General features: G+C 40.9%; 19 protein-coding genes and 1 pseudogene. 15 read left to right on the top strand and 5 right to left on the bottom strand.

Annotated elements, in window-relative coordinates:
- The first annotated feature begins 557 nt into the window (after window positions 1-557).
- Window positions 558-1139: a GNAT family N-acetyltransferase gene (locus Q0465_RS04740; RefSeq protein ID WP_298613531.1), complete on the top strand. Its 582-nt coding sequence runs from the start codon at window positions 558-560 to the stop codon at window positions 1137-1139.
- 577 nt (window positions 1140-1716) lie between these two features.
- On the opposite strand, the gene ung is transcribed toward Q0465_RS04740, so the two are convergent.
- Together ung and Q0465_RS04730 are read right to left on the bottom strand one after the other, a co-directional pair.
- Entirely contained in the window at window positions 1717-2379 is a 663-nt protein-coding gene (gene ung / locus Q0465_RS04735; protein ID WP_298613528.1) for a uracil-DNA glycosylase, read from the bottom strand.
- Window positions 2380-2410: 31 nt separating this feature from the next.
- A complete protein-coding gene (locus Q0465_RS04730; protein ID WP_298613525.1) occupies window positions 2411-3013 on the bottom strand; it encodes a GNAT family protein in 603 nt (200 codons plus the stop codon).
- Between the two features lie 482 nt (window positions 3014-3495).
- Here Q0465_RS04730 and Q0465_RS04725 point away from each other — a divergent pair, with 482 nt between their 5' ends.
- Complete coding sequence (locus Q0465_RS04725; RefSeq protein WP_298613522.1) at window positions 3496-4737, top strand: LruC domain-containing protein; 1242 nt, start codon at window positions 3496-3498, stop codon at window positions 4735-4737.
- Between the two features lie 74 nt (window positions 4738-4811).
- Here the strand turns inward: Q0465_RS04725 and Q0465_RS04720 are convergent, their stop codons facing one another.
- The gene (locus tag Q0465_RS04720; RefSeq protein ID WP_298613519.1) at window positions 4812-5717 is read right to left on the bottom strand and encodes a helix-turn-helix domain-containing protein; all 906 of its coding nucleotides are present in this window, start codon (window positions 5715-5717) and stop codon (window positions 4812-4814) included.
- Between the two features lie 152 nt (window positions 5718-5869).
- On the opposite strand from Q0465_RS04720, the gene Q0465_RS04715 reads away from it, so the two are divergent.
- Window positions 5870-7111, top strand: coding sequence for a multidrug effflux MFS transporter (locus Q0465_RS04715; RefSeq protein ID WP_298613516.1), 1242 nt, complete (start codon window positions 5870-5872; stop codon window positions 7109-7111).
- Window positions 7112-7157: 46 nt separating this feature from the next.
- Here the strand turns inward: Q0465_RS04715 and Q0465_RS04710 are convergent.
- Window positions 7158-7999, bottom strand: a pseudogene (locus Q0465_RS04710) (endonuclease VIII).
- 370 nt (window positions 8000-8369) lie between these two features.
- On the opposite strand from Q0465_RS04710, the gene purL reads away from it, so the two are divergent.
- The 4 genes from purL to xpt all read left to right on the top strand — a co-directional run bounded on the left by purL (window position 8370) and on the right by xpt (window position 14196).
- Window positions 8370-12068, top strand: a complete 3699-nt coding sequence (gene purL, locus Q0465_RS04705) for a phosphoribosylformylglycinamidine synthase (RefSeq protein ID WP_298613513.1) — start codon at window positions 8370-8372, stop codon at window positions 12066-12068.
- 120 nt (window positions 12069-12188) lie between these two features.
- Window positions 12189-12701, top strand: a complete 513-nt coding sequence (locus Q0465_RS04700; RefSeq protein WP_298613510.1) for a GNAT family N-acetyltransferase — start codon at window positions 12189-12191, stop codon at window positions 12699-12701.
- A 168-nt stretch (window positions 12702-12869) separates the two neighbouring features.
- A complete protein-coding gene (locus tag Q0465_RS04695; RefSeq protein WP_298613507.1) occupies window positions 12870-13571 on the top strand; it encodes an SIMPL domain-containing protein in 702 nt (233 codons plus the stop codon).
- 55 nt (window positions 13572-13626) lie between these two features.
- Window positions 13627-14196 (top strand): xanthine phosphoribosyltransferase, encoded by a 570-nt coding sequence (gene xpt, locus Q0465_RS04690; RefSeq protein ID WP_298613504.1) that lies wholly within the window; start codon window positions 13627-13629, stop codon window positions 14194-14196.
- Window position 14197: 1 nt separating this feature from the next.
- Here the strand turns inward: xpt and Q0465_RS04685 are convergent, their stop codons facing one another.
- On the bottom strand, window positions 14198-15229 hold the full coding sequence (locus Q0465_RS04685) for an HPP family protein (protein ID WP_298613501.1): 1032 nt from the start codon (window positions 15227-15229) through the stop codon (window positions 14198-14200).
- A gap of 249 nt (window positions 15230-15478) precedes the next feature.
- Between Q0465_RS04685 and Q0465_RS04680 the strand changes: the two genes are divergently transcribed.
- The 8 genes from Q0465_RS04680 (at window position 15479) to Q0465_RS04645 (ending at window position 21750) form a co-directional block, all read left to right on the top strand.
- Window positions 15479-15937 (top strand): DUF302 domain-containing protein, encoded by a 459-nt coding sequence (locus Q0465_RS04680; RefSeq protein ID WP_298613498.1) that lies wholly within the window; start codon window positions 15479-15481, stop codon window positions 15935-15937.
- Window positions 15938-16052: 115 nt separating this feature from the next.
- A complete protein-coding gene (gene trxA / locus Q0465_RS04675; protein ID WP_298613495.1) occupies window positions 16053-16502 on the top strand; it encodes a thioredoxin in 450 nt (149 codons plus the stop codon).
- A 68-nt stretch (window positions 16503-16570) separates the two neighbouring features.
- Window positions 16571-17410 (top strand): helix-turn-helix domain-containing protein, encoded by an 840-nt coding sequence (locus Q0465_RS04670; protein WP_298613492.1) that lies wholly within the window; start codon window positions 16571-16573, stop codon window positions 17408-17410.
- A gap of 86 nt (window positions 17411-17496) precedes the next feature.
- Window positions 17497-18078 carry a DUF417 family protein gene (locus Q0465_RS04665; RefSeq protein WP_298613489.1) on the top strand — a complete coding sequence of 194 codons (582 nt, stop codon included), beginning with the start codon at window positions 17497-17499 and terminating at the stop codon, window positions 18076-18078.
- 63 nt (window positions 18079-18141) lie between these two features.
- Window positions 18142-19512, top strand: coding sequence for an FAD-dependent oxidoreductase (locus tag Q0465_RS04660; protein WP_298613486.1), 1371 nt, complete (start codon window positions 18142-18144; stop codon window positions 19510-19512).
- Between the two features lie 230 nt (window positions 19513-19742).
- Window positions 19743-20651 carry a J domain-containing protein gene (locus tag Q0465_RS04655; protein ID WP_298613483.1) on the top strand — a complete coding sequence of 303 codons (909 nt, stop codon included), beginning with the start codon at window positions 19743-19745 and terminating at the stop codon, window positions 20649-20651.
- An 11-nt stretch (window positions 20652-20662) separates the two neighbouring features.
- Entirely contained in the window at window positions 20663-20980 is a 318-nt protein-coding gene (locus Q0465_RS04650; protein ID WP_298613481.1) for a chaperone modulator CbpM, read from the top strand.
- Window positions 20981-21198: 218 nt separating this feature from the next.
- On the top strand, window positions 21199-21750 hold the full coding sequence (locus Q0465_RS04645; protein ID WP_298613478.1) for a DJ-1 family glyoxalase III: 552 nt from the start codon (window positions 21199-21201) through the stop codon (window positions 21748-21750).
- Window positions 21751-21871: the final 121 nt, after the last annotated feature.

The following is a 21871-nucleotide window of genomic DNA, read 5'->3' as shown; positions in this document are numbered from 1 at the left end:
CGCATAATAGAGGAATGTAAGGGTCTGGCCATGATAACTGTAAATTGTCCGTCCAAGTAAGGGAAGGTGTGAAAACATACGCAAAGAAATCGAAAAAGGTGGGGCTTTAAGCAAACAGGCATACCCTATTGAACGCCTTACCTTTCCGGCTTCGCTAATTTCCCCTTTGGACAAGTATGTATTTTTTAGGAATAAGAGGTATGTTTTGGCTTACCCAAACCACCTTGCGTCACATACAGCTGTGAGGATACGGTATGCCCGTGAATTGTACGAATAAATAACATTTCTCCCTTCATTCCGCCAATATTTTTTTTAATGTCATAACTGTACAGGAACCTTAACGCAGCTCAGTATTGCAAAAAATCCCTTCCGGATAAGAGGATATTCTCCTTAACCCTTTCAAAAGTATGTTATTGAACAGATCTCCGGGAAACCGGAATCAAGCCTTATGCCACATTTCCGATTAATTTCCTATATTTACAACTGTACAAAAAATAAATATAAAACTTTGTATATATGAATGCCGTGCAAAAAGACCTTCGGAAATATACATGTAAATGCAGAATTATGAAAGCTTTATGGATATAAAAAACTTTCGCTACAAACATATTACAGAAATAGATAAACAGTCATTGGAAAGTTTGCTTTGTATTACTTGGGGAAATATGAGTGGGAAGGATATTCATCCTCAAGAAATGAATGTCATGTCGTTCTGTGCTGTAGAGAATAAAAAAATTATCGGCTATTTAGGAGTTGTTTCCTGGAATATTAATGTAAGGAATAAAACCTTTAAAATGTGCGGATTGAGTTGCGTATGCACACATCCGAAGTATAGAAGAAGGGGGATTGGTACTATTCTGGTGAAAGAAGCAACAGAATGGATAATGCAATGTAAAATATTTGATATAGGTCTGTTTACCTGTTCACAGAAAAATACACCTTTTTATGAGAACATGGGTTTGTGGCAAAAATGTCCGGATTTAGTTCTGAAAGAAAGCGATAGAGAAGATGCATATAAGAGTGATTTACTTCGGCTAAATGTATTTAAATTATTAATTTCCCCCAAAGCTAAACATTGTGCCGGCTATTTCGAAAATTCCGTTATTACTCTGAATTTCCCTGAAGGAAAATTTATTTAGAGTGTTTGGTTGTAGTTTTTCAAAGAAATGGAGAAATGAAATACAAAAAGCGATATGAGGAAACGAAAAGGAAAATATTCCGGAACTTTATTTAAAAAAATTGTAGATTTCTTTTGTCACCTTTTTCTTCGGTCTATTGTATTTGCCGCTCCGGTGCTCCGTTCGCTTTTTCATAATTCGTCCTGCCTTTAACGCCGGTATATTCTCCTTTTCGTTCCCCTCTGTATGATTAGCGTCAGTTAAGCAATCCGGCGTTTTTTAACATCCCGGACTTCAGACGAGAAAACGCTCATTCCCGTAAGTAGCGGCAGATACAGCAAACCTCCGCTTCTGAACGGACTGTCCTGAATACCGGTTATTCAAATCCCGGACTGTTTCTCCAAAGTTTTGTTTTGTCCGGAAAGCCTGGCAGGCGAAGCGTGATAGCGTATGGGGTGGCTGCAATACCGGCTTGTCCGTTTTCTCCCATACTATACTAAAGCAAAGACTATTCCAGTAGCTAAACAAATCAGTCCCTGCTGGAGATAAGGAGTTGGTGAAAATCTGCTGAATATAAATTTGTTTTTATTCCCGTCGCTCACCACTCTATCTCCGGAATTCCCTTTTCCCGGAAATAGGCATTTGCTTTGCTAAAATGCCTACATCCGAAAAATCCCCGATCGGCCGATAAAGGTGAAGGATGTGGAGCACACAAAACACAGTGGCGGGTACGATCGATAAAAGCTCCTTTCCGCTGTGCATAAGCCCCCCATAACATAAATACAATATTTTCCCGTTCTTCATTCAAATGGCGGATTATAGCATCGGTAAATTCTTCCCAACCTTTTCCCCGATGCGATCCGGCCTGATGAGCCCTAACCGTCAAGATAGCATTGATTAAAAGCACTCCCTGTTCCGCCCACCTTTCTAAACGTCCGGATACTGGCATAGGCTTTCCCAAATCATTTTCTATTTCTTTAAAAATATTTACTAAGGAAGGGGGAAACGGAACCCCGTCCAATACAGAAAAACACAGTCCGTAATATTGACCGGGTTCATGATAGGGATCCTGCCCCAAGATGACTACTTTTACTTGTTCGAACGGACAAGTATTAAAAGCATGAAAAATCCGTCCTCCCGGAGGAAATACAGTATATCTTGCGTATTCTTCTTTTATAAAATGTACTAACCGTTCAAAATAAGGTTTATCAAACTCTTCCTGTAATCGTTGCCGCCAGCTCTCTTCAATCTGTACCTTCATGTTAATTATCTTTTAACAAATTTTATTTTCGTTATTTTTCCCAGTTTTCAATTTCACTTTTTAAAATACTGTAAACATTCAAATCTGCATATTTACCTGACGTCAACCATTCTCCTTCACGCTCTGTCCCCTCAAAGATAAAATTAAGTCGCTGCGGGATGGCATTACTGGGGTGATTACCGACGGCACAACGAATCTGTATCCTATTCATTCCCCTTTCCCTGATGGCCCATTCACACAAATGACGAACGCAACGGGTCATCAACCCCGCTCCCCGGTATTTAGGAATAAGCCAATAGCCTATTTCCGTCCGGTGATTGAGATTATCGGTAGTAACGAAACCTATCAGACCACAAATTTCAGGACCATGGTTAATAACAAACACAATATTTCGTTCTTCATACGGAACAGACAGTTGACATTCCAAAAATTTTTCTTCATCGGCCACTTCTCTCAAATTATCGACAAATGGCAGCCAAGTACGCAGGTCATCCCGGTTCTCAAAAATTGTTTGCCAAATTTCGGCGGCATCTTCCAGAGTGGCTTCCCGAAGAAAGAAATCCGGTTCTATACGAACAAAATGCCCCTGATATTCCTTCTCCTGTTCTTCTGTATTTTTTATTTGTCTTTTCATAAATCCTTTATTAAATGATTGAATACAATTAAAAAATAATTTAAAGTATCTGTTTTTTTCCGCACATTATTCAATTCATTATTCTTCATTACAGGAAGTTTTGTTTAATCATAATACAATTTTTGTTTTGTTTAAAAAAATCGTGATTTACGTTTTATTACAATTACTTTTATTCCGCTATTTAAAATAATTCGCCTTTAGAAACAATAAATTCATTGCAATTTATTTTCTGAGCCAATATTTATGATATACAAATCTTACAGATTCTGCATCTGGTGTAAAATTACAAGAACAATTTTCAAGTTAAAAAAAATTATTTATTTTAAAGCAAGTGAATGAGCATTTAAAGTTAACTGCAATCCTCTAAAAGGATTATTTCCGGGAAAAAAGTATAAGGCAAATATTTATTTATAAAAAATTCTGTTTCGGGAAAAATATTATATAAATAATATGTAATTTTGTAACTCCAAAAAATAAGAGTTATGAGAAAAATTGAGGTTAAAGTTTTAATGTTATTTATAACATGCTTTTTGGGAGTATTAACTTCCTGTCAAAAAGATTCTAATCTATATGATTCGTCTAATCATACATCTGCTTTGGAAATTCCGAAGGGATTTACGTGGTCGATGACGAAAACTGAATCTTTTACAATACGTTCTCTTGTAGAAACGGGGGTTTCTATTTATCTGGATGAGTCTTGCACTGAAAGTCAGCTTATTGCTAAAATAGCTGTGACAAAGGAATCACGTGATTTTTCTCTAGAGTTGCCAGCGGGTACAGAACGGGTATATGTACAATATCCGGTACAAGGTGGGAAAAGTGCTGTTTTACCGGTAGAATGCCAGGGAACAAGGGCAAGTGTAAATATTATCCTTCCGGATAACGCTGCATGGGACTGGAAACCGGACGATGATTATGGGATGCAACTGGACCATTACCTTTATAAAGGTACAGTTATGTTTGAAGATCAGTGGCCGGAAATAGGAGACTATGATTTTAATGATTTTGTTGTCTATTATGAAACGGATGGCCGAATCAGTAGAGGCGGAGAAGGCCTCGTTCCGGAAGTGTATGAAAAAGAAGGGATAACTGTTTCTGTACAGTTCAGAGCTATCGGAGGAGTTTATCCTTATCGGCTGGGCCTTCAATTGGATTCTTTGCCTTCTAAATTTATCGATGAGTTTACTGCACATAATAATGGAGGAATAGAGGTGAAATTACTGAATCCCAATTCAGAAAAACCGGCAGTTTTTGTTTTTGAAGGTTCAGAAAAGCTAAAGGGTTTAAATGGAGCAAATTATTACAATACAGAGAAAGGGTTTGAAATAAGCCGGAATGATTTGATAACAGTAACATTCGATCTGAAAGTTAATTGTTATAATAAAATCAATAAAAACAGAGCATTAAGTTATTCCTGTGCTCCTTTGGGACAGAATTTTTTTATCACGTCTAATAAAGAAATTCATTTAAGAGGGTACGCTCCTACTGCTTATTATCAGAATTACGAAAATGACGCGAAGGAATTGATGTCTTCTGCTATATCTTATTATAGTAAGGAAGGATTTGTCTGGGGAATAAAACTTCCTGCTGATACTCCGCATGCTATAGAGAAAATCGATTTTATCGAAGCTTATCCGGAATTTAAGGAATGGGTAGTGAGCGGTGGAGTAAAAAATACAAATTGGTATGAACACCCGAATTCAAATAAAATAATTCAATTTTGAATGATTTTAAAATTACAAGGATACCCGGTTGTTAAGATCGGGTATTTTTTGTATTAAATTCTTATATTTGAATATCATAATCCCCTGTGATTAAGCATTTTTTTCCGAAATTCAACAGGAGATAAACCGGAATGTTTTTTGAAAAATTTTCCAAATGCCGACTGGTCGGAGAAACACAATTGTTCTGAAATCTCTTTAATAGATAAGTCAGGACGATTGAGTAAAGTCCGGGCTTCACAGTAAAGCCTTTCGAAAATAAACTGACTGGAAGTACGTCCTGTGAGCCTTTTAATAATAAGGGATAGATATTGGGGACTGATATTCAGTTGATCCGCATAATAAGGAACTAAATGTTCTTTCCGGAAATTTAGTATCAACAAATCCATAAAGTTTTTTAGAATGTATTCATAGCGTATTTGCTGGTATTCTTTCAACACATCCCAATGGTTCTCGATCCAGATATTACTGATTTCCAGTAAAAAGGTTACCAGTACATTTTGGACAATCTCATGCCGCAGGTGATGATGGTCCAGCCGTAATTTGTTTCGAATCTGCTGGATACTTTCAGATAAAACCAATCGCTGTGATTCATTTAAAGGATTTACCTGCCGTTGTCGGAGCATTACTTTGGCGATATGTTTGTACATACTGTCGGAGGCCGGTAAAGTGTCCAGAAAATATTTGGAAACAATCAGTATGTCACATTGAAAATCAGAATTTGTATGGGATAGTTGGCCCGTATACTCAGGGGCATACACCACTAAAGTGGATGGGAAGACGGAATATGTTTTATCGTTAATAGTAAAAATTGCGGTTCCGCTCTCCACCAGCATATAGAAAAAAACGTTCGAATAAGTCAGTACTTTTGCTTGTAATTCCTTCCCTGAAACAGAAAAAGAGAGAATACCTTCTTCCGGAATAGTTTTTTTATCCGGATAGAAATGATTTCCTGTAAGATTCGTTTTGCTGTGATTTTTCATAAGGTAAAAATAGGATTAATTTGTTTAAACGGGAAGGGAATTAAGTGTTTAATTGTTCAAATGGGCAGAGGGGTAAAAAGGGAAAGGCGGAGGAGGTTTAAAGAGAAGTTGGGGGAAAAAATTATTTTCAAATAAAACCAATTGCATAGAAAATGAAACTTTGGAAAACAGGTAAATCGGAGGAACTTTGCGCTGTGATTTTATTTAAAGAGGATATGCAGAATTCAAAGACATTTTTATTAATTGTATTAGGCATTTTAGCTGCTTTCGGACCTTTTGTTACGGATATGTATTTGCCTGGACTTCCCTTTATGACCAGTTATTTTAAGACTACAGCTTCTATGGTGCAGCTGGGGATTACAACGGCAATGTTGGGACTGGCTTTTGGGCAAATCATTGTCGGACCGTTGAGCGATAAATACGGCCGCCGAACCCCTCTTTTGTTTTCGTTATGGTTATTTTTCTTTGCCACTATCGGTTGTATTTTTTCCTGGAATGCGGAGGTTTTTATTGTTTTCCGTTTCATACAAGGAATAGCGGGAGCCGGGGGAATCGTAATTTCCCGTTCGGTAGCTACGGATTGTTATTCAGGCAAGGAACTGGCTAAGGCATTTGCTATGATTTCAGCTGTAAACGGATTAGCTCCTATTATCGCTCCTATTGTGGGAGGGGTAATGCTGAAATTTACCAGTTGGCAGGGGATTTTTTTCGCCTTACTGTTACTGGGGATAGTGTTGTTATTGCTTTGTTACCGGTTAAAGGAATCTTTACCGCGGGAAAACAGAATTGTTACATCTGCTTTTTCCTCTTTCCGGGCTTTTTTGCCGCTTTTGGTAAAACGTAAATTTATGGGGTACGTTTGGGTACAATCGTTGATTTTAGGTGTAATCTTTGCCTATATTTCTTCTTCTCCTTTTATTTTGCAGGAACATTATCAGTTATCTCCTCTTCTGTACAGCTTTTGTTTTGCCGGAAATGCCATTGCCCTGATTATGGGGACAACCTGGGCCGGTTATTTTCGTTCTATGCAAAAAGGAATATGGATAGGGGCTGGCGGTTCTTCCCTGCTCTCCGTGATAACGGCTCTGACACTGTGGTATGAGATGCCTATTTTATATTTCGAGACGGCTCTTTTTTTCACTTTGATTTTCAGCGGACTTGTGTTACCTACTTCTACGACATTGGCTTTGGATGCAGAGCGGCAGAAAGCCGGTACGGCCTCCGCTGTTTTGGGAGCTGCCGGATTTTTGGTCGGAGGAATTGTCTCTCCTTTGGTCGGCCTAGGAAATATACTGCATTCTACTGCTATTGTCATGATCATTTGTTCATTTCTGGCATTGGGATTTGTGTTTACGAATTCAAAGGTCCGGAAACTTAATCTTCAACAGGTTTGAGTATCTGAAAGTATACAAACTAAATTCCCACAGCAGAAATAATAATTTAAAACGGGTTTACTATCGGAAGGGGCTGACATTGGGGGCAATAATAGACGCTACCTCCTAAATAAGCTTCGCGTATAATTTCCTGTCCGCAAAGGGGACAAGGTTTTTTGAACGTTTTTTTGGATAATAACACCCGGTATCCTCCCCAATTTCCCCAGAAATCCTTTTCCGTATCCCGTCCGCCCAACTCAATCATACGGTTTAGAGTCCCCTTTATACTGTACAATAAATCTGCTTTTTCCAGTCCGTTGAGGGTAAATATCTTACGTTTGGGATGTATGCCGGCATGAAAGAGGATATCCTGAAGGACTCCATTTCCCAAACCCGGAATACGTTGTTCCGTAGCTAATAAAGCTTTAGCCGATATTGTTTTTTTAGTATTTCCGATCATAGCTTCGAAATATGCCTCGTCAAAACGTTGGTCCAGCGGGCTCAATTTGTGAATACTTCCCTGGTAATAAGGATTAGCATATTCCCCCTGAAATGCATAAATACCACCGTACATAACCACTGTAAAAACCAAAAAGCTGCCGTCGTCCAGAAGGATTAATTGTTGATATTTTCCCGGGCAGTTTTCTTCTGGAGAATAATACCTCATTATCGTCCCGTCCCGATTAATAAATGGGTATCCCGGTCCATAATCAGGTCTACAAAAGCTCCGTAACCTTTTACCGTTTCGATCCGCCGGCCTGTCAAAAGAGAGGGATAATTAGCCGGATTTCCGTTGTACCAGGTAAATTTATGCGGACTGTTTGCAGGAAGCACTTGTACTATTTTTCTTCCGCTCAGGATACTGTCTGCCTGACGGCTGATAATTGTAGATTCCGGGATTTCGAGCATAGCATTTAGTTGAATGGTCTGAATAAGTTTCTTGACTTACTTTACTGTTTTCCAGTCTTTTTCAGAAAGACGATTACAAACTTCAAATGTATAATTATTTTTTGACCGGTTATTTATAAAATCATATTTAGAGATAGAAAATATATCCGGTTTCCGGGGAGGAGTTTTATTCCATTCGCTGTAAAGGAAATGAGATGGGAAAAGAGTATGTTTCTCATTTATACAGCCTGCAATGCCCTTTTGTGTAAATGAAAAACAGGGGAGACAAAGTGCGGTTCGTAAGGCGCGAATTTTGGGCTTTTATGCAGAAGATAGGGGTAAAATGATTATCTTTGCGTACTTAAATACATGAAATAAATAGGTATAAAGCATGAGTATAGTTTTCTATCAGCAGGGCGGAACGGTATTTGCCGTACAATATAAAACGTCCGAAAATCCTCTTGATATTAATAAGCTGGAATGGTTGTTCAGTGGTGCTAAACGGGTGCAGGACGACGCCTTGGGCGGGTATTTTATCGGTCCCCGGCGGGAGATGATTACTCCCTGGAGTACAAATGCCGTTGAGATCACACAGAATATGGGAATCAGCGGCATTTTACGTATTGAAGAGTTTATAAAGGCGGAGAATGAGAAAACGCCTTTTGATCCCATGCTGAAAGCTTTTTATAAAGGACTGGACCAGGATATTTTTACCATTGATAAAAAACCGGATCCCATTATTTATATTGAAAATATAAGGGAATATAATAGACAGGAAGGGTTGGCCCTAAATGAGGATGAGATTACTTATCTTGAGAATTTGACTCAAAAACTGGGACGTTCCTTGACAGATTCGGAAGTTTTCGGTTTTTCTCAGGTCAATTCGGAACATTGCCGCCATAAGATTTTTAACGGTACTTTTATCCTGGACGGGGAGGAGAAAGAGAGTTCTCTTTTTAAACTGATAAAAAAGACATCGCAGGAAAATCCCAACCGGATTGTTTCTGCTTACAAAGATAACTGCGCTTTTATCGAAGGACCAAAAACCGTGCAATTTGCACCCCATACGCAGGATAAACCCGATTTTTATGAGATGAGGGAAATTGATACGGTCATTTCTCTGAAAGCAGAAACGCATAATTTCCCGACGACGGTAGAACCTTTTAACGGAGCAGCTACGGGTACAGGCGGGGAAATACGCGACCGTATTGCCGGGGGACAGGCTGCTTTGCCATTGGCCGGAACAGCAGTATATATGACTTCTTATCCGCGTCTGGATGCCGGACGGATGTGGGAGGAAAATATTGATCCGCGGAAGTGGTTATATCAGACGCCGCAAGACATTCTGATTAAGGCATCGAACGGTGCTTCGGATTTCGGCAATAAATTCGGACAGCCGCTGATTTGCGGTTCCTTATTGACGTTTGAACACGAGGAGGACGGCCGGACGTACGGATATGATAAAGTAATCATGCAGGCGGGGGGAGTCGGCTTTGGCAACCGGGAGCAGGCGATGAAACAGAAGCCGGAAGTAGGAGATAAAGTCGTATTATTAGGAGGAGACAATTACCGGATTGGTATGGGAGGAGGAGCTGTTTCTTCTGTAGATACCGGAGTATATGCCGGCGCTATAGAGCTGAATGCCGTACAGCGTTCAAACCCGGAGATGCAAAAGCGGGTAAACAATGCCATCCGGGCTATGGCTGAAAGTGAGGTGAATCCCATTGTTTCCATCCACGACCATGGGGCAGGCGGGCATTTAAACTGTTTATCGGAATTGGTGGAGGAAACAGGAGGGGAGATTCATATGGAAAAATTACCGGTAGGAGATCCCACTTTGTCGGCTAAAGAGATTGTCGGAAATGAGTCGCAGGAACGCATGGGATTGGTGATGAAGGAGAAAGACGTAGCTGCCTTGCAGAGAATTGCCGATCGGGAGCGGGCTCCTATGTACGTTATCGGAGAGACGACCGGAGATATGAAGTTTACCTTTGAGAATGCCAGGACGGGAGAAAAACCAATCGATTTGGAATTAAAAGATATGTTCGGAAATCCACCCAAAACGGTTATGGAGGACAAGACCATAAAGGAGGATTATACGGACTTAGACTATTCTGCGGATAAACTGGAAGAATATATCGAACAAGTATTACAGATAGAAGCTGTCGCTTCAAAGGATTGGCTGACGAACAAAGCAGACCGTTCTGTTTCCGGACGTATTGCCCGTCAGCAATGTGTGGGACCTTTACAATTGCCTTTGAGTGACGTTGCTGCAGTGATGATGGATTATGAAGGACATAAAGGGATTGCTACTTCCATCGGACATGCACCGGTTGCTGCCATGGCGGATGCTTCTGCCGGTTCCCGTCTGGCAATTGCCGAAGCGCTCACAAATTTGGTATGGGCCCCTGTTGAAAAAGGACTAAAAGGCGTTTCCCTTTCGGCCAACTGGATGTGGCCTTGCCGGAATCCGGGAGAGGATGCCCGTTTATATCAGGCTGTGCAGGCCGCCAGTGATTTTGCAATAGAGTTAGGCGTGAATATCCCTACGGGAAAAGATTCCTTGTCGATGACTCAAAAATACGGAGATAAAAAGGTGTATGCTCCCGGGACAGTTATTATTTCTACAGTAGGAGAAGTAAAAGATGTGCGTCAAATCGTAACGCCTGTATTGAAAGCCGATCCGGCTACAGAAATACTCTATATAGATTTCTCTTTTGACAAATTGAAATTGGGAGGGTCCAGTTTTGCACAAACGTTGAATAAAGTAGGAAAAGAAACTCCCGACGTGAAAGATAGCAGTTATTTTGTAAAGGCTTTTACTGTTCTGCAGGAGTTGGTGGAGCGTCGTCTGGTTTTGGCGGGTCATGATATTTCTGCAGGAGGTATGATTACGGCTTTACTGGAAATGTGTTTTGCCGGTAATCAGCTGGGACTGGATATCGATTTGTCGTTTTTGGCTGAAAAAGATATCGTTAAACTTTTGTTTGCTGAAAATCCCGGGGTATTGATTCAGATCCGGGACGAAAAGGCAAAACAGGTAGCTTCCCTCTTGGATCAGGCGGGTATAGCTTACGGGTTTATCGGTAAACCGGGAAAAGCAGGAAAATTAAACCTCAAAAAAGATACCGCTCAGTGGTCGCTGGATATTCCTTCTTTGCGGGATCTCTGGTATAAGACTTCTTATTTGCTGGATCGCCGGCAAAGTGGGGAAGAAAAAGCTTTGGAACGTTATAAAAGTTATAAACACAGTGAACTGAAGTTTAAGTTCCCGAAAGAGTTTACCGGTAAACTGGCTGATTTAGGGCTGGAGTTACACCGGACGAAACCTTCCCGGGCGAAAGCGGCGATTATACGGGAGAAAGGTTGCCAATGTGAGCGGGAAACGGCCTGGGCTTTGCATTTGGCCGGATTTGATGTAAAGGATGTGCATATGACTGATTTGGTTGCCGGACGGGAGACTTTGGAAGATGTGAATATGATTGCTTTTGTCGGGGGGTTCTCTAATTCGGATGTATTGGGGTCTGCCAAAGGATGGGCCGGAGCTTTCAAATACAATGAAAAGGCCCGGCAGGCTCTGGAAAATTTCTACAAACGGGAAGATACTTTAAGTGTTGGTATATGTAATGGTTGTCAGCTGATGGTCGAATTGGGACTGATTTATCCGGAACAGGCAGATAAGCCTAAAATGCTTCACAACGATTCGCATAAATTTGAGTCCGGGTTTGTAAATGTGACAATACAGCCGAACAATTCAGTGATGTTGAAATCATTGGCGGGAGCCCGCCTGGGCGTGTGGATTGCTCACGGGGAGGGAAAATTCTGTCTTCCGTATGCTGAAAGTGAATATGCTATTCCGCTTAAATACAGTTATGATGTTTACCCGGCCAATCCCAATGGTTCACCTTATGCGGCAGCAGCTATCTGCAGTAAAGACGGACGGCATTTGGCGATTATGCCTCATACGGAACGGACTATTTTCCCCTGGAACTGGGCTTATTATGCGGAAGGAAGGGAAGCAGATGAAGTGAGTCCCTGGATTATGGCTTTTGTAAATGCCCGGAAATGGGTAGAAGAACAGATGAAATAAAACGGAATTCGGGCAGATATTTTTGAGGGATTTCATTTGGAAGGGTACGGGAGTGGAATGCCTTAGAGGCAGGAAATATTGCTGTTCCGGTTAAGTGTAAGTTTAGTTAGTCGTTGGGAGATGCAAGAGAAAATTATTTTCCGGAAAGCGATCGAAACAGATACGGAAGAAATAGGGCAAATTATCCTGGATGCTAAAGAACAAATGCGTTTGAGGAATAGCCGGCAATGGCAGAACGGCTATCCTGCTTCCGAAGATATTGACAGGGATATTCAATCGGGTTACGGGTATGTATTGTGTGAGGGGAACCGGGTTGTGGCTTACGGTGCAGTAATTTTTGACGGGGAACCGGCATACCGTTTGATTCAGGGGAAGTGGCATACAGAGGATCCTTATGTGGCTGTACACCGTTTGGCTGTTTCTGTTAAGAGGGTGAAATGCGGTTTAGCTACCCGGTTTATGCAGGAGGTGGAAAAATTGAGTTGCCGGAAGGAAATTTACAGTTTCAGAGTGGATACGAATTTCGATAATTTATATATGCTCAGGCTATTAACAACTTTGGGATTTAATTATTGCGGGGAGATTCGGTACGATAAAGAGGTGCGTAAAGCGTATGATAAAAACTTGAGGTGAGAAGGGATTTGTGTGGATAATGAAGTACTCAGGGGGAGAGAAGAATAAGCCGGCGTTCAAAATGATTACATCTTACGGGAACATAAGGGACTTTGTAAAAGAAGAGTAGGAAAACAGTAAAAGGCCGGCAGACTTCGTTTGTTTTTTAGGAATAAAATGGGATAAAATATGAAAACGTTGTGTATTGTTTGTAGTTTGCTTTTCGGGAGTTTTATGGCTGTGGCACAAACGGGGGAAAAGAATTTCATCGATCAGAATTATATAGAAGTAACGGGGACGGCAGAAATGGAAATTGTACCGGATCAGATTTATCTGAGTATTGTGATCAGTGAAAAAGATAAAGGGAAGAGGACCGTGGAACAGCAGGAGAAAGCGATGGTTGCGATACTGCAGGAGTTGGGAATAGATAGCCGTAAAGATCTCTTGATAAAAGATGTATCCAGTAATTTTAAGTCCTATTTTTTGAAGAGGACTGCTATCCAAACGGAAAAAGAATACCAGCTTTGTTTGCACGGAGCAGATAAAATGGGACAGTTGCTACCGGCTTTAGAAGCTGCTGGTATTTCAAATATTTCAGTTAGCCGGGTGGATCATTCACGGTTGGATCAATACCGGCAAGAGGTGAAAATCCAGGCTGTTAAAATTGCAAAAGCAAAGGCTGCAGCTTTTGCAGAGGCCGTCGGGCAGCAGGCCGGACGTGCCCTATATATCGGAGAATCGGAAAGTTCCTATTTTATTCGTCAGAATGCAATGAGTTCGAATATACGGGTGAGAGGAACGGGTGCTGTGACAGATACGGGGGCCCCTCTCATTGATTTTGAAAAAATTCCTTTAAAATCTTCCGTATTGGTTCGGTTTGAATTAAAGTGATCTGACAGAGAGGAAGCAGCGTAAACAAAGAAAGGGTAAAAGTGCAGAAATCGATATGGAATTGCTAAAAAAACGGATTCTTCAGGATGGAAAATGTTTTCCGGGAGGGATATTGAAAGTGGATAGTTTTATCAATCACCAAATGGATCCCATCCTTATGAAGTCGGTTGCCGTAGAGTTTGTGAAACGGTTTGCCGGACAGGACTTCAATAAAGTGATGACGATAGAAGCCAGTGGAATTGCGCCGGCTATCATGGTGGGATATCTGTTGGAGTTGCCCGTTGTTTTTGCCAAGAAAAAACAGCCGAAAACGATGGAAAATATGCTGTCAACGGTTGTACGCTCTTTTACAAAAGACCGGGAATATACCGTTTGTATCAGTCATGATTTTTTAAATCCGGGGGACCGGGTTCTGTTTATTGACGATTTCCTGGCTAATGGAAATGCAGCGAAAGGGTGTATGGATTTAGTCATACAGGCGGGAGCTGAATTGGTAGGAATGGGGTTTATTATAGAGAAATCTTTTCAACCCGGAGGCAGAATATTGCGGGAAAAAGGGATAAAGGTGGAGTCGCTGGTTATCATTGAGAGTCTGGAAGATTGTAAAATTCAAATCAAAGACTGATTTATTTGTTTTGCTTTTGATGTCTGCCGGAAGTATTCCTCAGAAAATCCGGTACCAAACATACAATCAGATGAGATTTCGGCCATTTATAGCATTTTAGAAAAAGCAACATGGCTGTTGTAATGAAAAAGACCGATCCGATACAGACTTGTAAAGGAAATATCCAAAGATCACTTTTAGGGATAATCAGGGGGAGCAAAGCGATAGCACAGGCCGGAGCAAATAATTTGTTTGTATATATAAATAAACTGAACAGGCCGGCAAAGATCAAAAGAGCCACCAGACATTCCGGTATTCCCCAATAATAATGTAAGAGTCCTTGTAACGCTGTTCCCCAAAGGGCCGCTGCTCCCAGCGTCAGGAAGATCTGAACCGGCCGGTTCCGGAAACCGGCCTTTGAATTTGCAAATTCTACGTAGGTAACGATTAGGGGAGGAGCGATGACGTACAGAGTGGAACTGTAGAGGGGGAGGGCTAGGAAAAGGAATAGGCTTCCACCAATCTTTCCCCACAGCTTTATTTCCTGCTTTCCTCTCCGGGCAACAGGTGCATACACAAGCTTTTGGCGAAGCCCTTTTTTCTCCATAAAGAACTGTCCGCCGACAATTATAACAGACAGCAGACAAACAGCCAGCGGATAGATCCAGCTTTCGGTTTGTAGCAAGACCGGTAACATACAGGCTGAGATCAGCGGTATCAAAGTTGTCCTGGAAAAAATCAGACAAAAAGCGGCAAAAGTAAAAGCCAGGGGAAGATTTACCGGCATGGGAAAAGGCGAATAACGCACCAGACAGATTCCGAAAATGGCTCCGAGCGTCATCAGGGGAACAAATTGAAGTTTACTGATTTGCCATACCCGTTTGTCCACAATCCACATACCTGTTGAGAGAGCAGCCATTTCCGGAAAAATAATTTCTTTTTCGCCCGTTCCTTCTGCGATAGCTACCATGACGAAAATCATCAGTAAAGTATAGATATACCTTTTTTCTTTATACGGATCAGCGGGTTGTTTGGTGTTTTTTAGCTCAGGCATAGGGAAACCGGAATAGTTGAATTGTTTTGATCGGGGGACAAAGATAATTTTTTTACTTCAATCGGGAAGGAAAAAATAAAAAAGGGAAAAATTGACAACTTATCCGGTAAAATTGTCATTTCTTTTCTCCTTAAAAGAAACGAAATTTGTACTATTCAAGTAAAATAGAAAAAAATGAAGTTATATTATTTTGTCTTACCGTTTTTATTTTTAACGGGCAGCTTAATTGCACAGGAAAAGGAGGTAATTATGGAGAAATTGGAAAATAATTCTTCTGCAGACAGGAAGGATAATTTGGCTTTCGCAGCGGATACTGTGAACCGGAGCGATGAATTTTTCGTTATGGCAAGCCGGTTTGAGGTGGAAAAAACCGTCAGCCGGCTGAAACAGTATTTAAAAGCAAGGGACATTCCTGTTTTCGCTTTGTTTGATCATGGCGAAAATGCCCGTAAAGCCGGTTTAGATTTGCGGCCAACCCAGGTCCTTGTATTCGGATCTCCTATGGTAGGTACCGCATTAATGCAGGAGAATCAGCTTATTGCTTTGGAATTACCTTTGAAAATTGCTGTTTGGGAAGATAAAGACGGAAAAGTATGGGCCGGTTTTCTGCAAATGGAAAAATTAGCCCGGCAATACGGTTTGCAACATCATCCGGTAATCGCTAAAATGCAGGTTTTGTTAGAAGATCTGGTAAGACAATCCGTTTGAGAAAGAGGGATAAAGGACAGGGACGGGCTACAAAACGTCCGTATAGCCGAAAAATGAAACAAGCGGAAAAAGTTTAAAATGAACTTATTTTAATACAATTTAAATACAAATAGACATGAAATTATTGAAAATGATGGTATTAAGTGTAATGGTGTTACCGGTGCTCAACGTTTATGCTTCGGGGGAAGAGAACCAAAAGCAGGGGGAAGTGAAGGAATTAACAAAGGCGGAATTCCTGAAACAAGTTTACAATTATGAAGTTAATCCGGAAGAATGGAAGTTTGAAGGCGATAAACCTTGTATAGTCGACTTTTATGCTAGCTGGTGTGGTCCGTGCCGTATGCTTTCTCCTCTATTGAAAGAGATGGCAAAGGAATATGAAGGAAAAATACACGTTTTTAAAGTAGATGTCGATAAAGAAAAGGCTTTGGCTTCCGATTTTCATATTCAGAGTATTCCTGCTTTGTTATGGTGTGCGCCGGGCCGGGAACCTGTAATTACTACCGGTGTCTTATCCAAAGGAGAATTGAAGAAGCTTATAGAAGAGAAACTACTGAAAAAATAGAAAAGGGATACAAAAAGGGATTCCGGATTTAATAATGTTTATATTTACAAAAATTTAAATCCTTTTTTATGGAATACTATTTTAGGACCCGTTTAAAAGGGAGTATTATACTTACTCCCTCTTTTCATCGTAATATAGTCCTTCAGAGGGATAAAACCCTGTATAAATTTATCTGGGTGCAAAAAGGGAAGTTAACTTTGGAAGTGGACCATATCCAAATTGTATTGAATGAAGACGAGATACTGCCCCTGACGCCTATACATCATATTGTCCTCCGGAAAATCGAAGGAGATTATCTGGCTCTCCTGTTTAATAGCAATTTTTATTGTATTTACGGGCATGATAATGAAGTATCCTGTAACGGTTTTCTGTTTAATGGCACTTCCAATGTCATGCGCCTTCAGTTGTCCGCTCAGCAGTCGGCCGTACTGCATGAGATCACGGATAAATTTGCCGGGGAATACCATATTAAAGATAATTTGCAGGAAGAGATGCTGCGTATTCTGTTGAAACGTTTTATTATTACCTGTACCCGCATAGCCCGGGAAAAATTTTTGATCAGCAATGAAAAAGAAAAGAGTTTCGATATTATTCGTCAATTTTATGTATTAGTGGATAATCATTTCCGGGAAAAGAAAATGGTACAGGAATATGCAGATATGTTGCACCGGTCTCCGAAAACGCTTACGAATCTTTTCTCTGCTTATCAATTGCCTTCTCCGCTGCGGATAATTCATGAACGCTTGGAAGCTGAAGCGAAGCGTTTATTGCTGTATTCATCAAAAAATGCTAAAGAAATTGCTGATATATTGGGATTTGAAGACCTTTCCGCTTTCAGTCGCTTTTTTAAGAACATGACGGGAGAAAGTATTTCGGAGTACAGAAAACGGGAAAACGGGAAGAATTGACAACTTATCCGGAAAAATAGCCATTTATTTTCGTTTAGAAAGCTTCGATCTTTGTAGCGTAAGTTTAACTGTTAAAACGAAATAAAATGATGACCCGATTAAACACTTTATTTGATCAATTTTTGAATGTTGCAGCTTCAGCCCGGAAACTCGGAATTAATCTGATCCGTATAGCTATTTTGATTATTTTTGTTTGGATAGGAGGCCTGAAATTTTGGAATTATGAAGCCGAAGGAATTGTTCCTTTTGTTGCCAATAGCCCTTTTATGAGTTTTTTTTACACGAATGCCGCTCCTGAGTATAAAGATTATAAGTTGAAAGAAGGAGAAAAAGATGAAGTCAAACAGGAATGGCATAGGGGAAATAATACTTATGGTTTTTCAAAAGGGTTAGGGATTCTCATTATGAGTATCGGAATTCTTGTATTTTTAGGGATGTTTTTTCCGAAAGTAGGATTGATTGGCGCTTTACTGGCCATTGTCATGACCTTAGGAACCCTCTCTTTTCTGGTAACAACCCCGGAAGTATGGGTGCCTGATTTAGGAAGCGGGGAACACGGCTTTCCTTTGCTAAGTGGTGCCGGACGACTGGTTATTAAGGATACGGCTATTCTGGCCGGAGCAATTGTCGTCCTTTCTGAATCGGCACAACGGATTTTGAAAAAATAATGCAGTGTATATCCTTCCGCAGGATCAAAAAGGAGTAGAGTACAGACTTTAAAAATTAAAAATATGAAACGAGTTGATGCAATTATAATAGGATTTGGCAAAGGTGGAAAAATTCTGGCAGCCGACCTGGCAAAAAGAAATTGGAAAGTGGCGATGATAGAGCGTTCCGATAAGATGTATGGAGGAACTTGTATTAATATCGGATGTATTCCGACCAAGACATTGGTACATGAGGCGCAACAGGTAGCAAAGCGGGAAGATTTGTCTTTTGAGGAAAAGCGGGAATTTTACCGTCAGGCTGTTTCGCGGAAAGAAGAGGTGACCTCTTTTCTGAGGGAAAAGAATTATAAAAACCTGGCGGATTCAGAAAATGTGACTGTCTATACGGGAGAGGGTTCTTTTGTTGCAGCAGATACTGTACAGGTACGGCTGGACAAGGAGAATATTTTACTGCAATCGGATTATATTTTTATCAATACAGGTGCAGAAACCATTATTCCTCCCATAGACGGCATTCAGGGAAATCCCTATATATATACCAGTACTTCCTTAATGGAACTACAGGATCTTCCCCGGCGGATGGTGATTGTGGGAGGGGGATATATCGGATTGGAATTTGCTTCAATGTACGCTTCCTTCGGTTCAGAAGTAATTGTATTGGAAGGATATTCGGAACTCATCCCCAGGGAGGACCGGGATATTGCTGCCCGAGTGAAGGAAGTATTGGAAAAAAAGGGAATTTCTTTCCGGATGAATGCAAAAGTAACTGCTGTGAGGCAAATGGAGCATGGAGTAAAAGTATCGTATGAGGATAGTCTGTATAAACGAACTGTAGAAATAGAAGCGGAGGCTGTATTACTGGCTACGGGCAGGCGTCCGAACACTGCCGGGTTGAATTTGGATAAGGCTGGAGTTGAAGTGGATGAGAGGGGAGCCATACGGGTAGATGAATATTTAAAAACGACTAATCCCCATATCCGGGCGATAGGGGATGTAAAAGGAGGATTGCAGTTTACTTATATATCCCAGGACGACTACCGGATTATCCGGGAAGATTTGTTTGGGGAGAAAGGACGGAATGTGAAAGACCGGGAGCCTGTCAGTTATTCCGTCTTTATAGATCCTCCTTTGGCCCGTATAGGTATGAATGAAGAGGAAGCTTTAAAACAGCAACTGGATGTGAAGGTAAATAAATTGGCTGTGGCAGCTATACCCCGGGCTCATACTTTAGGACAGACAGAGGGGGTATTCAAGGCCGTTATTGATAAACAGACGGGTAAAATAATAGGATGTACCTTATTTGGCCCGGAAGCCAGTGAAATTATAAATATTGTTGCCTTAGCTATGAAATCGGGGCAGCAGGCTGCTTTCCTCCGGGATTTTATCTTTACACATCCCAGTATGAGTGAAGCCTTAAATGAATTATTCAGCTAGGCAGGATCCTAAGGGTTGACTGTCAAAATGACGTGAAGAGAGAATTTGTAGTTACAGGGATAAAGAAAGGAGCAGCGCCCTTTAAAGGACAGATAGAAAAAGAAATAGAGAATTATTATTATTTTTGAAAATCTTTTTAGGATTTTGGCCGTAAAATTGATATTACATTTACAAGAGTAGCTTGTGAAAGGACGATAAGTTCTCTTTAAGCAATTAAACGTAATAAAAATATGGCATACATAGACTATTACAAAATTTTAGGAGTCAATAAGAATGCTTCTCAGGAGGATATTAAGAAGGCGTATAAAAAATTGGCCCGGAAACATCATCCTGATTTGAATCCCAGTGATCCGGATGCTCAACGGCGGTTTCAGGAAATCAATGAGGCCAATGAGGTACTGAGTGATCCGGAAAAGCGTAAAAAGTATGACCAGTACGGAGAGAATTGGAAACACGCGGAGGAATTTGAAAAACAACGGCAACAGTACGGTCAGTATCAGGGACAGGGCGGGGCCGGAGGAGGAGGATACTGGTCGTCGGGAGGAGGATTTTCAGGTGATGGTGAATTTTCTGACTTTTTTGAATCTCTTTTCGGATCACAGGGCAGAAGGCGTACAAGAAGTACAGGTTTCCGGGGACAAGATTATAATGCAGAGTTACAATTGTCTTTGAGGGAGGCCGCCGAAACGCATAAACAGGTATTGACCGTAAATAATAAAAAAATCCGGATTACCATTCCTGCAGGAGTGGAAGACGGACAAACCATAAAATTGGGCGGTCAGGGAGGACCCGGTGTGAACGGAGGACCCGCGGGGGACCTTTACATAACTTTTGTCATTCCGGAAGATCCTGTTTTCAAACGGGAAGGAAATAATTTGTATGTGACAGCGCCTTTGGATTTATATACGGCTATTTTAGGGGGAGAGCAGGTTGTAGAAACGCTGGATGGAAAAGTGAAACTGAAAGTGAAACCGGAGACGCAGAACAATACAAAAGTTCGGTTAAAGGGAAAGGGATTTCCTGTTTATAAACAAGAGGGACAATATGGGGATTTGATTGTCACTTGGTCGGTGAAAATCCCTACAGGCTTATCGGATAAGCAAAAAGAATTGTTCCGGGAATTACAACGTTCACATTAAAAGTAAGGGCCATGGAAACAGATTTGATTATTGTCAGTGATTATTGCCGCGAAAGTCATATTGAACAGTCGTTTGTCGTATTGTTGTGGAAAGAAGGATTGATTGACATTAGGCAGGAACAAGGCCGGGATTATTTATTCGTTTCCCAGTTGCGGGATTTGGAACGGTATTCCCGGATGTATTATGATTTGTCTATCAATATTGAAGGAATTGATGCCATCCGGAATTTGTTGGACCGCATGGAAATTATGCGGAGTGAGATCAACCGTCTGAGAGGAAGATTGAAGCGGTTTGAGACAGGAGAAAGTTATCTGGAGTATTATGAATGATTTGCAACTGACAACAGAAGAGAAAACGGGTAATATAATCTTTTGAGTGCTGAAGTTTCTGTAAACTTTATTTTCAAAAGATGTGGTGCCGGATATAGCTATTATTTACTGAAGTCCACCGACTGCTTTACTGTTTTCGTAATTTCTTTTTATAAAGGCCATTACGATACTGAAACGGAGAATTAATTTTGATCAGTTACTTATTTAATTTAAGCTTTATGAAAAAACTATTTTTATTTCTGGCTGACGGTTTTGAAGAAATCGAGGCTTTAGGTACTGTAGATGTATTGCGCCGGGGAGGCGTAGAAGTTAAAACAGTTTCGGTATACGATCGGAAAGAAGTAAAAGGAGCTCATGAGGTGACGGTTGTTGCGGATTGTTTACTGAGGGAAATAAAAGAAGAGGAGGCAGAATTGCTGATTTTTCCCGGGGGAATGCCGGGAGCTTTGAATTTATCTGAATGTAAACCTTTGATGGAAATGCTGGGAAAACATTTTGATCAGCAAAAACCGGTTGCTGCTATATGTGCCGCTCCTGCTCTGGTGTTGGGAAAATTACCTTTGAAGAAAGAGATTCACATGACTTGCTATCCCGGTTTTGAGAAATATTTACCCGGGATTCAGGTTTCGGCTGAAGGAGTTGTAGTGGATGGCAATATCATAACCGGAAGAGGACCTGGTTTTACTTTTGCCTTTGGATTGAAAATACTGGCTTATTTGAAGGGGTGTGAATGTGCAGCGGAGGAGGTTGCTGAAGGAATGTTGTTGTAAGCGGGCGAAAAAAGACAGTTGTCCTGAAAGACGTATTTGCGTGAAAACCCGGGCCTGACAAAGGCCCGTTTCCGGTTTGCTGAAGAAAGAATTTAAGGTTCTGACTTCCGGAAGCAAAGGT

This window comes from uncultured Odoribacter sp. (genome assembly GCF_937966165.1).
Lineage (GTDB): Bacteria > Bacteroidota > Bacteroidia > Bacteroidales > Marinifilaceae > Culturomica.
This window is presented reverse-complemented; position numbering and strand designations above follow the sequence as displayed.

Bases quoted from the DNA above. Each gene is read 5' to 3' on its own strand.
- Q0465_RS04645 (WP_298613478.1), top strand. From the start codon at position 21,199: ATGAAAAAACTATTTTTATTTCTGGCTGACGGTTTTGAAGAAATCGAG.
- Q0465_RS04740 (WP_298613531.1), top strand. From the start codon at position 558: ATGCAGAATTATGAAAGCTTTATGGATATAAAAAACTTTCGCTACAAA.
- Q0465_RS04715 (WP_298613516.1), top strand. From the start codon at position 5,870: ATGAAACTTTGGAAAACAGGTAAATCGGAGGAACTTTGCGCTGTGATT.
- Q0465_RS04700 (WP_298613510.1), top strand. From the start codon at position 12,189: ATGCAAGAGAAAATTATTTTCCGGAAAGCGATCGAAACAGATACGGAA.
- Q0465_RS04680 (WP_298613498.1), top strand. From the start codon at position 15,479: ATGGAGAAATTGGAAAATAATTCTTCTGCAGACAGGAAGGATAATTTG.
- trxA (WP_298613495.1), top strand. From the start codon at position 16,053: ATGAAATTATTGAAAATGATGGTATTAAGTGTAATGGTGTTACCGGTG.
- Q0465_RS04725 (WP_298613522.1), top strand. From the start codon at position 3,496: ATGAGAAAAATTGAGGTTAAAGTTTTAATGTTATTTATAACATGCTTT.
- Q0465_RS04670 (WP_298613492.1), top strand. From the start codon at position 16,571: ATGGAATACTATTTTAGGACCCGTTTAAAAGGGAGTATTATACTTACT.
- Q0465_RS04655 (WP_298613483.1), top strand. From the start codon at position 19,743: ATGGCATACATAGACTATTACAAAATTTTAGGAGTCAATAAGAATGCT.
- Q0465_RS04695 (WP_298613507.1), top strand. From the start codon at position 12,870: ATGAAAACGTTGTGTATTGTTTGTAGTTTGCTTTTCGGGAGTTTTATG.
- Q0465_RS04720 (WP_298613519.1), bottom strand. From the start codon at position 5,717: ATGAAAAATCACAGCAAAACGAATCTTACAGGAAATCATTTCTATCCG.
- Q0465_RS04665 (WP_298613489.1), top strand. From the start codon at position 17,497: ATGATGACCCGATTAAACACTTTATTTGATCAATTTTTGAATGTTGCA.
- Q0465_RS04685 (WP_298613501.1), bottom strand. From the start codon at position 15,229: ATGCCTGAGCTAAAAAACACCAAACAACCCGCTGATCCGTATAAAGAA.
- Q0465_RS04730 (WP_298613525.1), bottom strand. From the start codon at position 3,013: ATGAAAAGACAAATAAAAAATACAGAAGAACAGGAGAAGGAATATCAG.
- ung (WP_298613528.1), bottom strand. From the start codon at position 2,379: ATGAAGGTACAGATTGAAGAGAGCTGGCGGCAACGATTACAGGAAGAG.
- purL (WP_298613513.1), top strand. From the start codon at position 8,370: ATGAGTATAGTTTTCTATCAGCAGGGCGGAACGGTATTTGCCGTACAA.
- xpt (WP_298613504.1), top strand. From the start codon at position 13,627: ATGGAATTGCTAAAAAAACGGATTCTTCAGGATGGAAAATGTTTTCCG.
- Q0465_RS04650 (WP_298613481.1), top strand. From the start codon at position 20,663: ATGGAAACAGATTTGATTATTGTCAGTGATTATTGCCGCGAAAGTCAT.
- Q0465_RS04660 (WP_298613486.1), top strand. From the start codon at position 18,142: ATGAAACGAGTTGATGCAATTATAATAGGATTTGGCAAAGGTGGAAAA.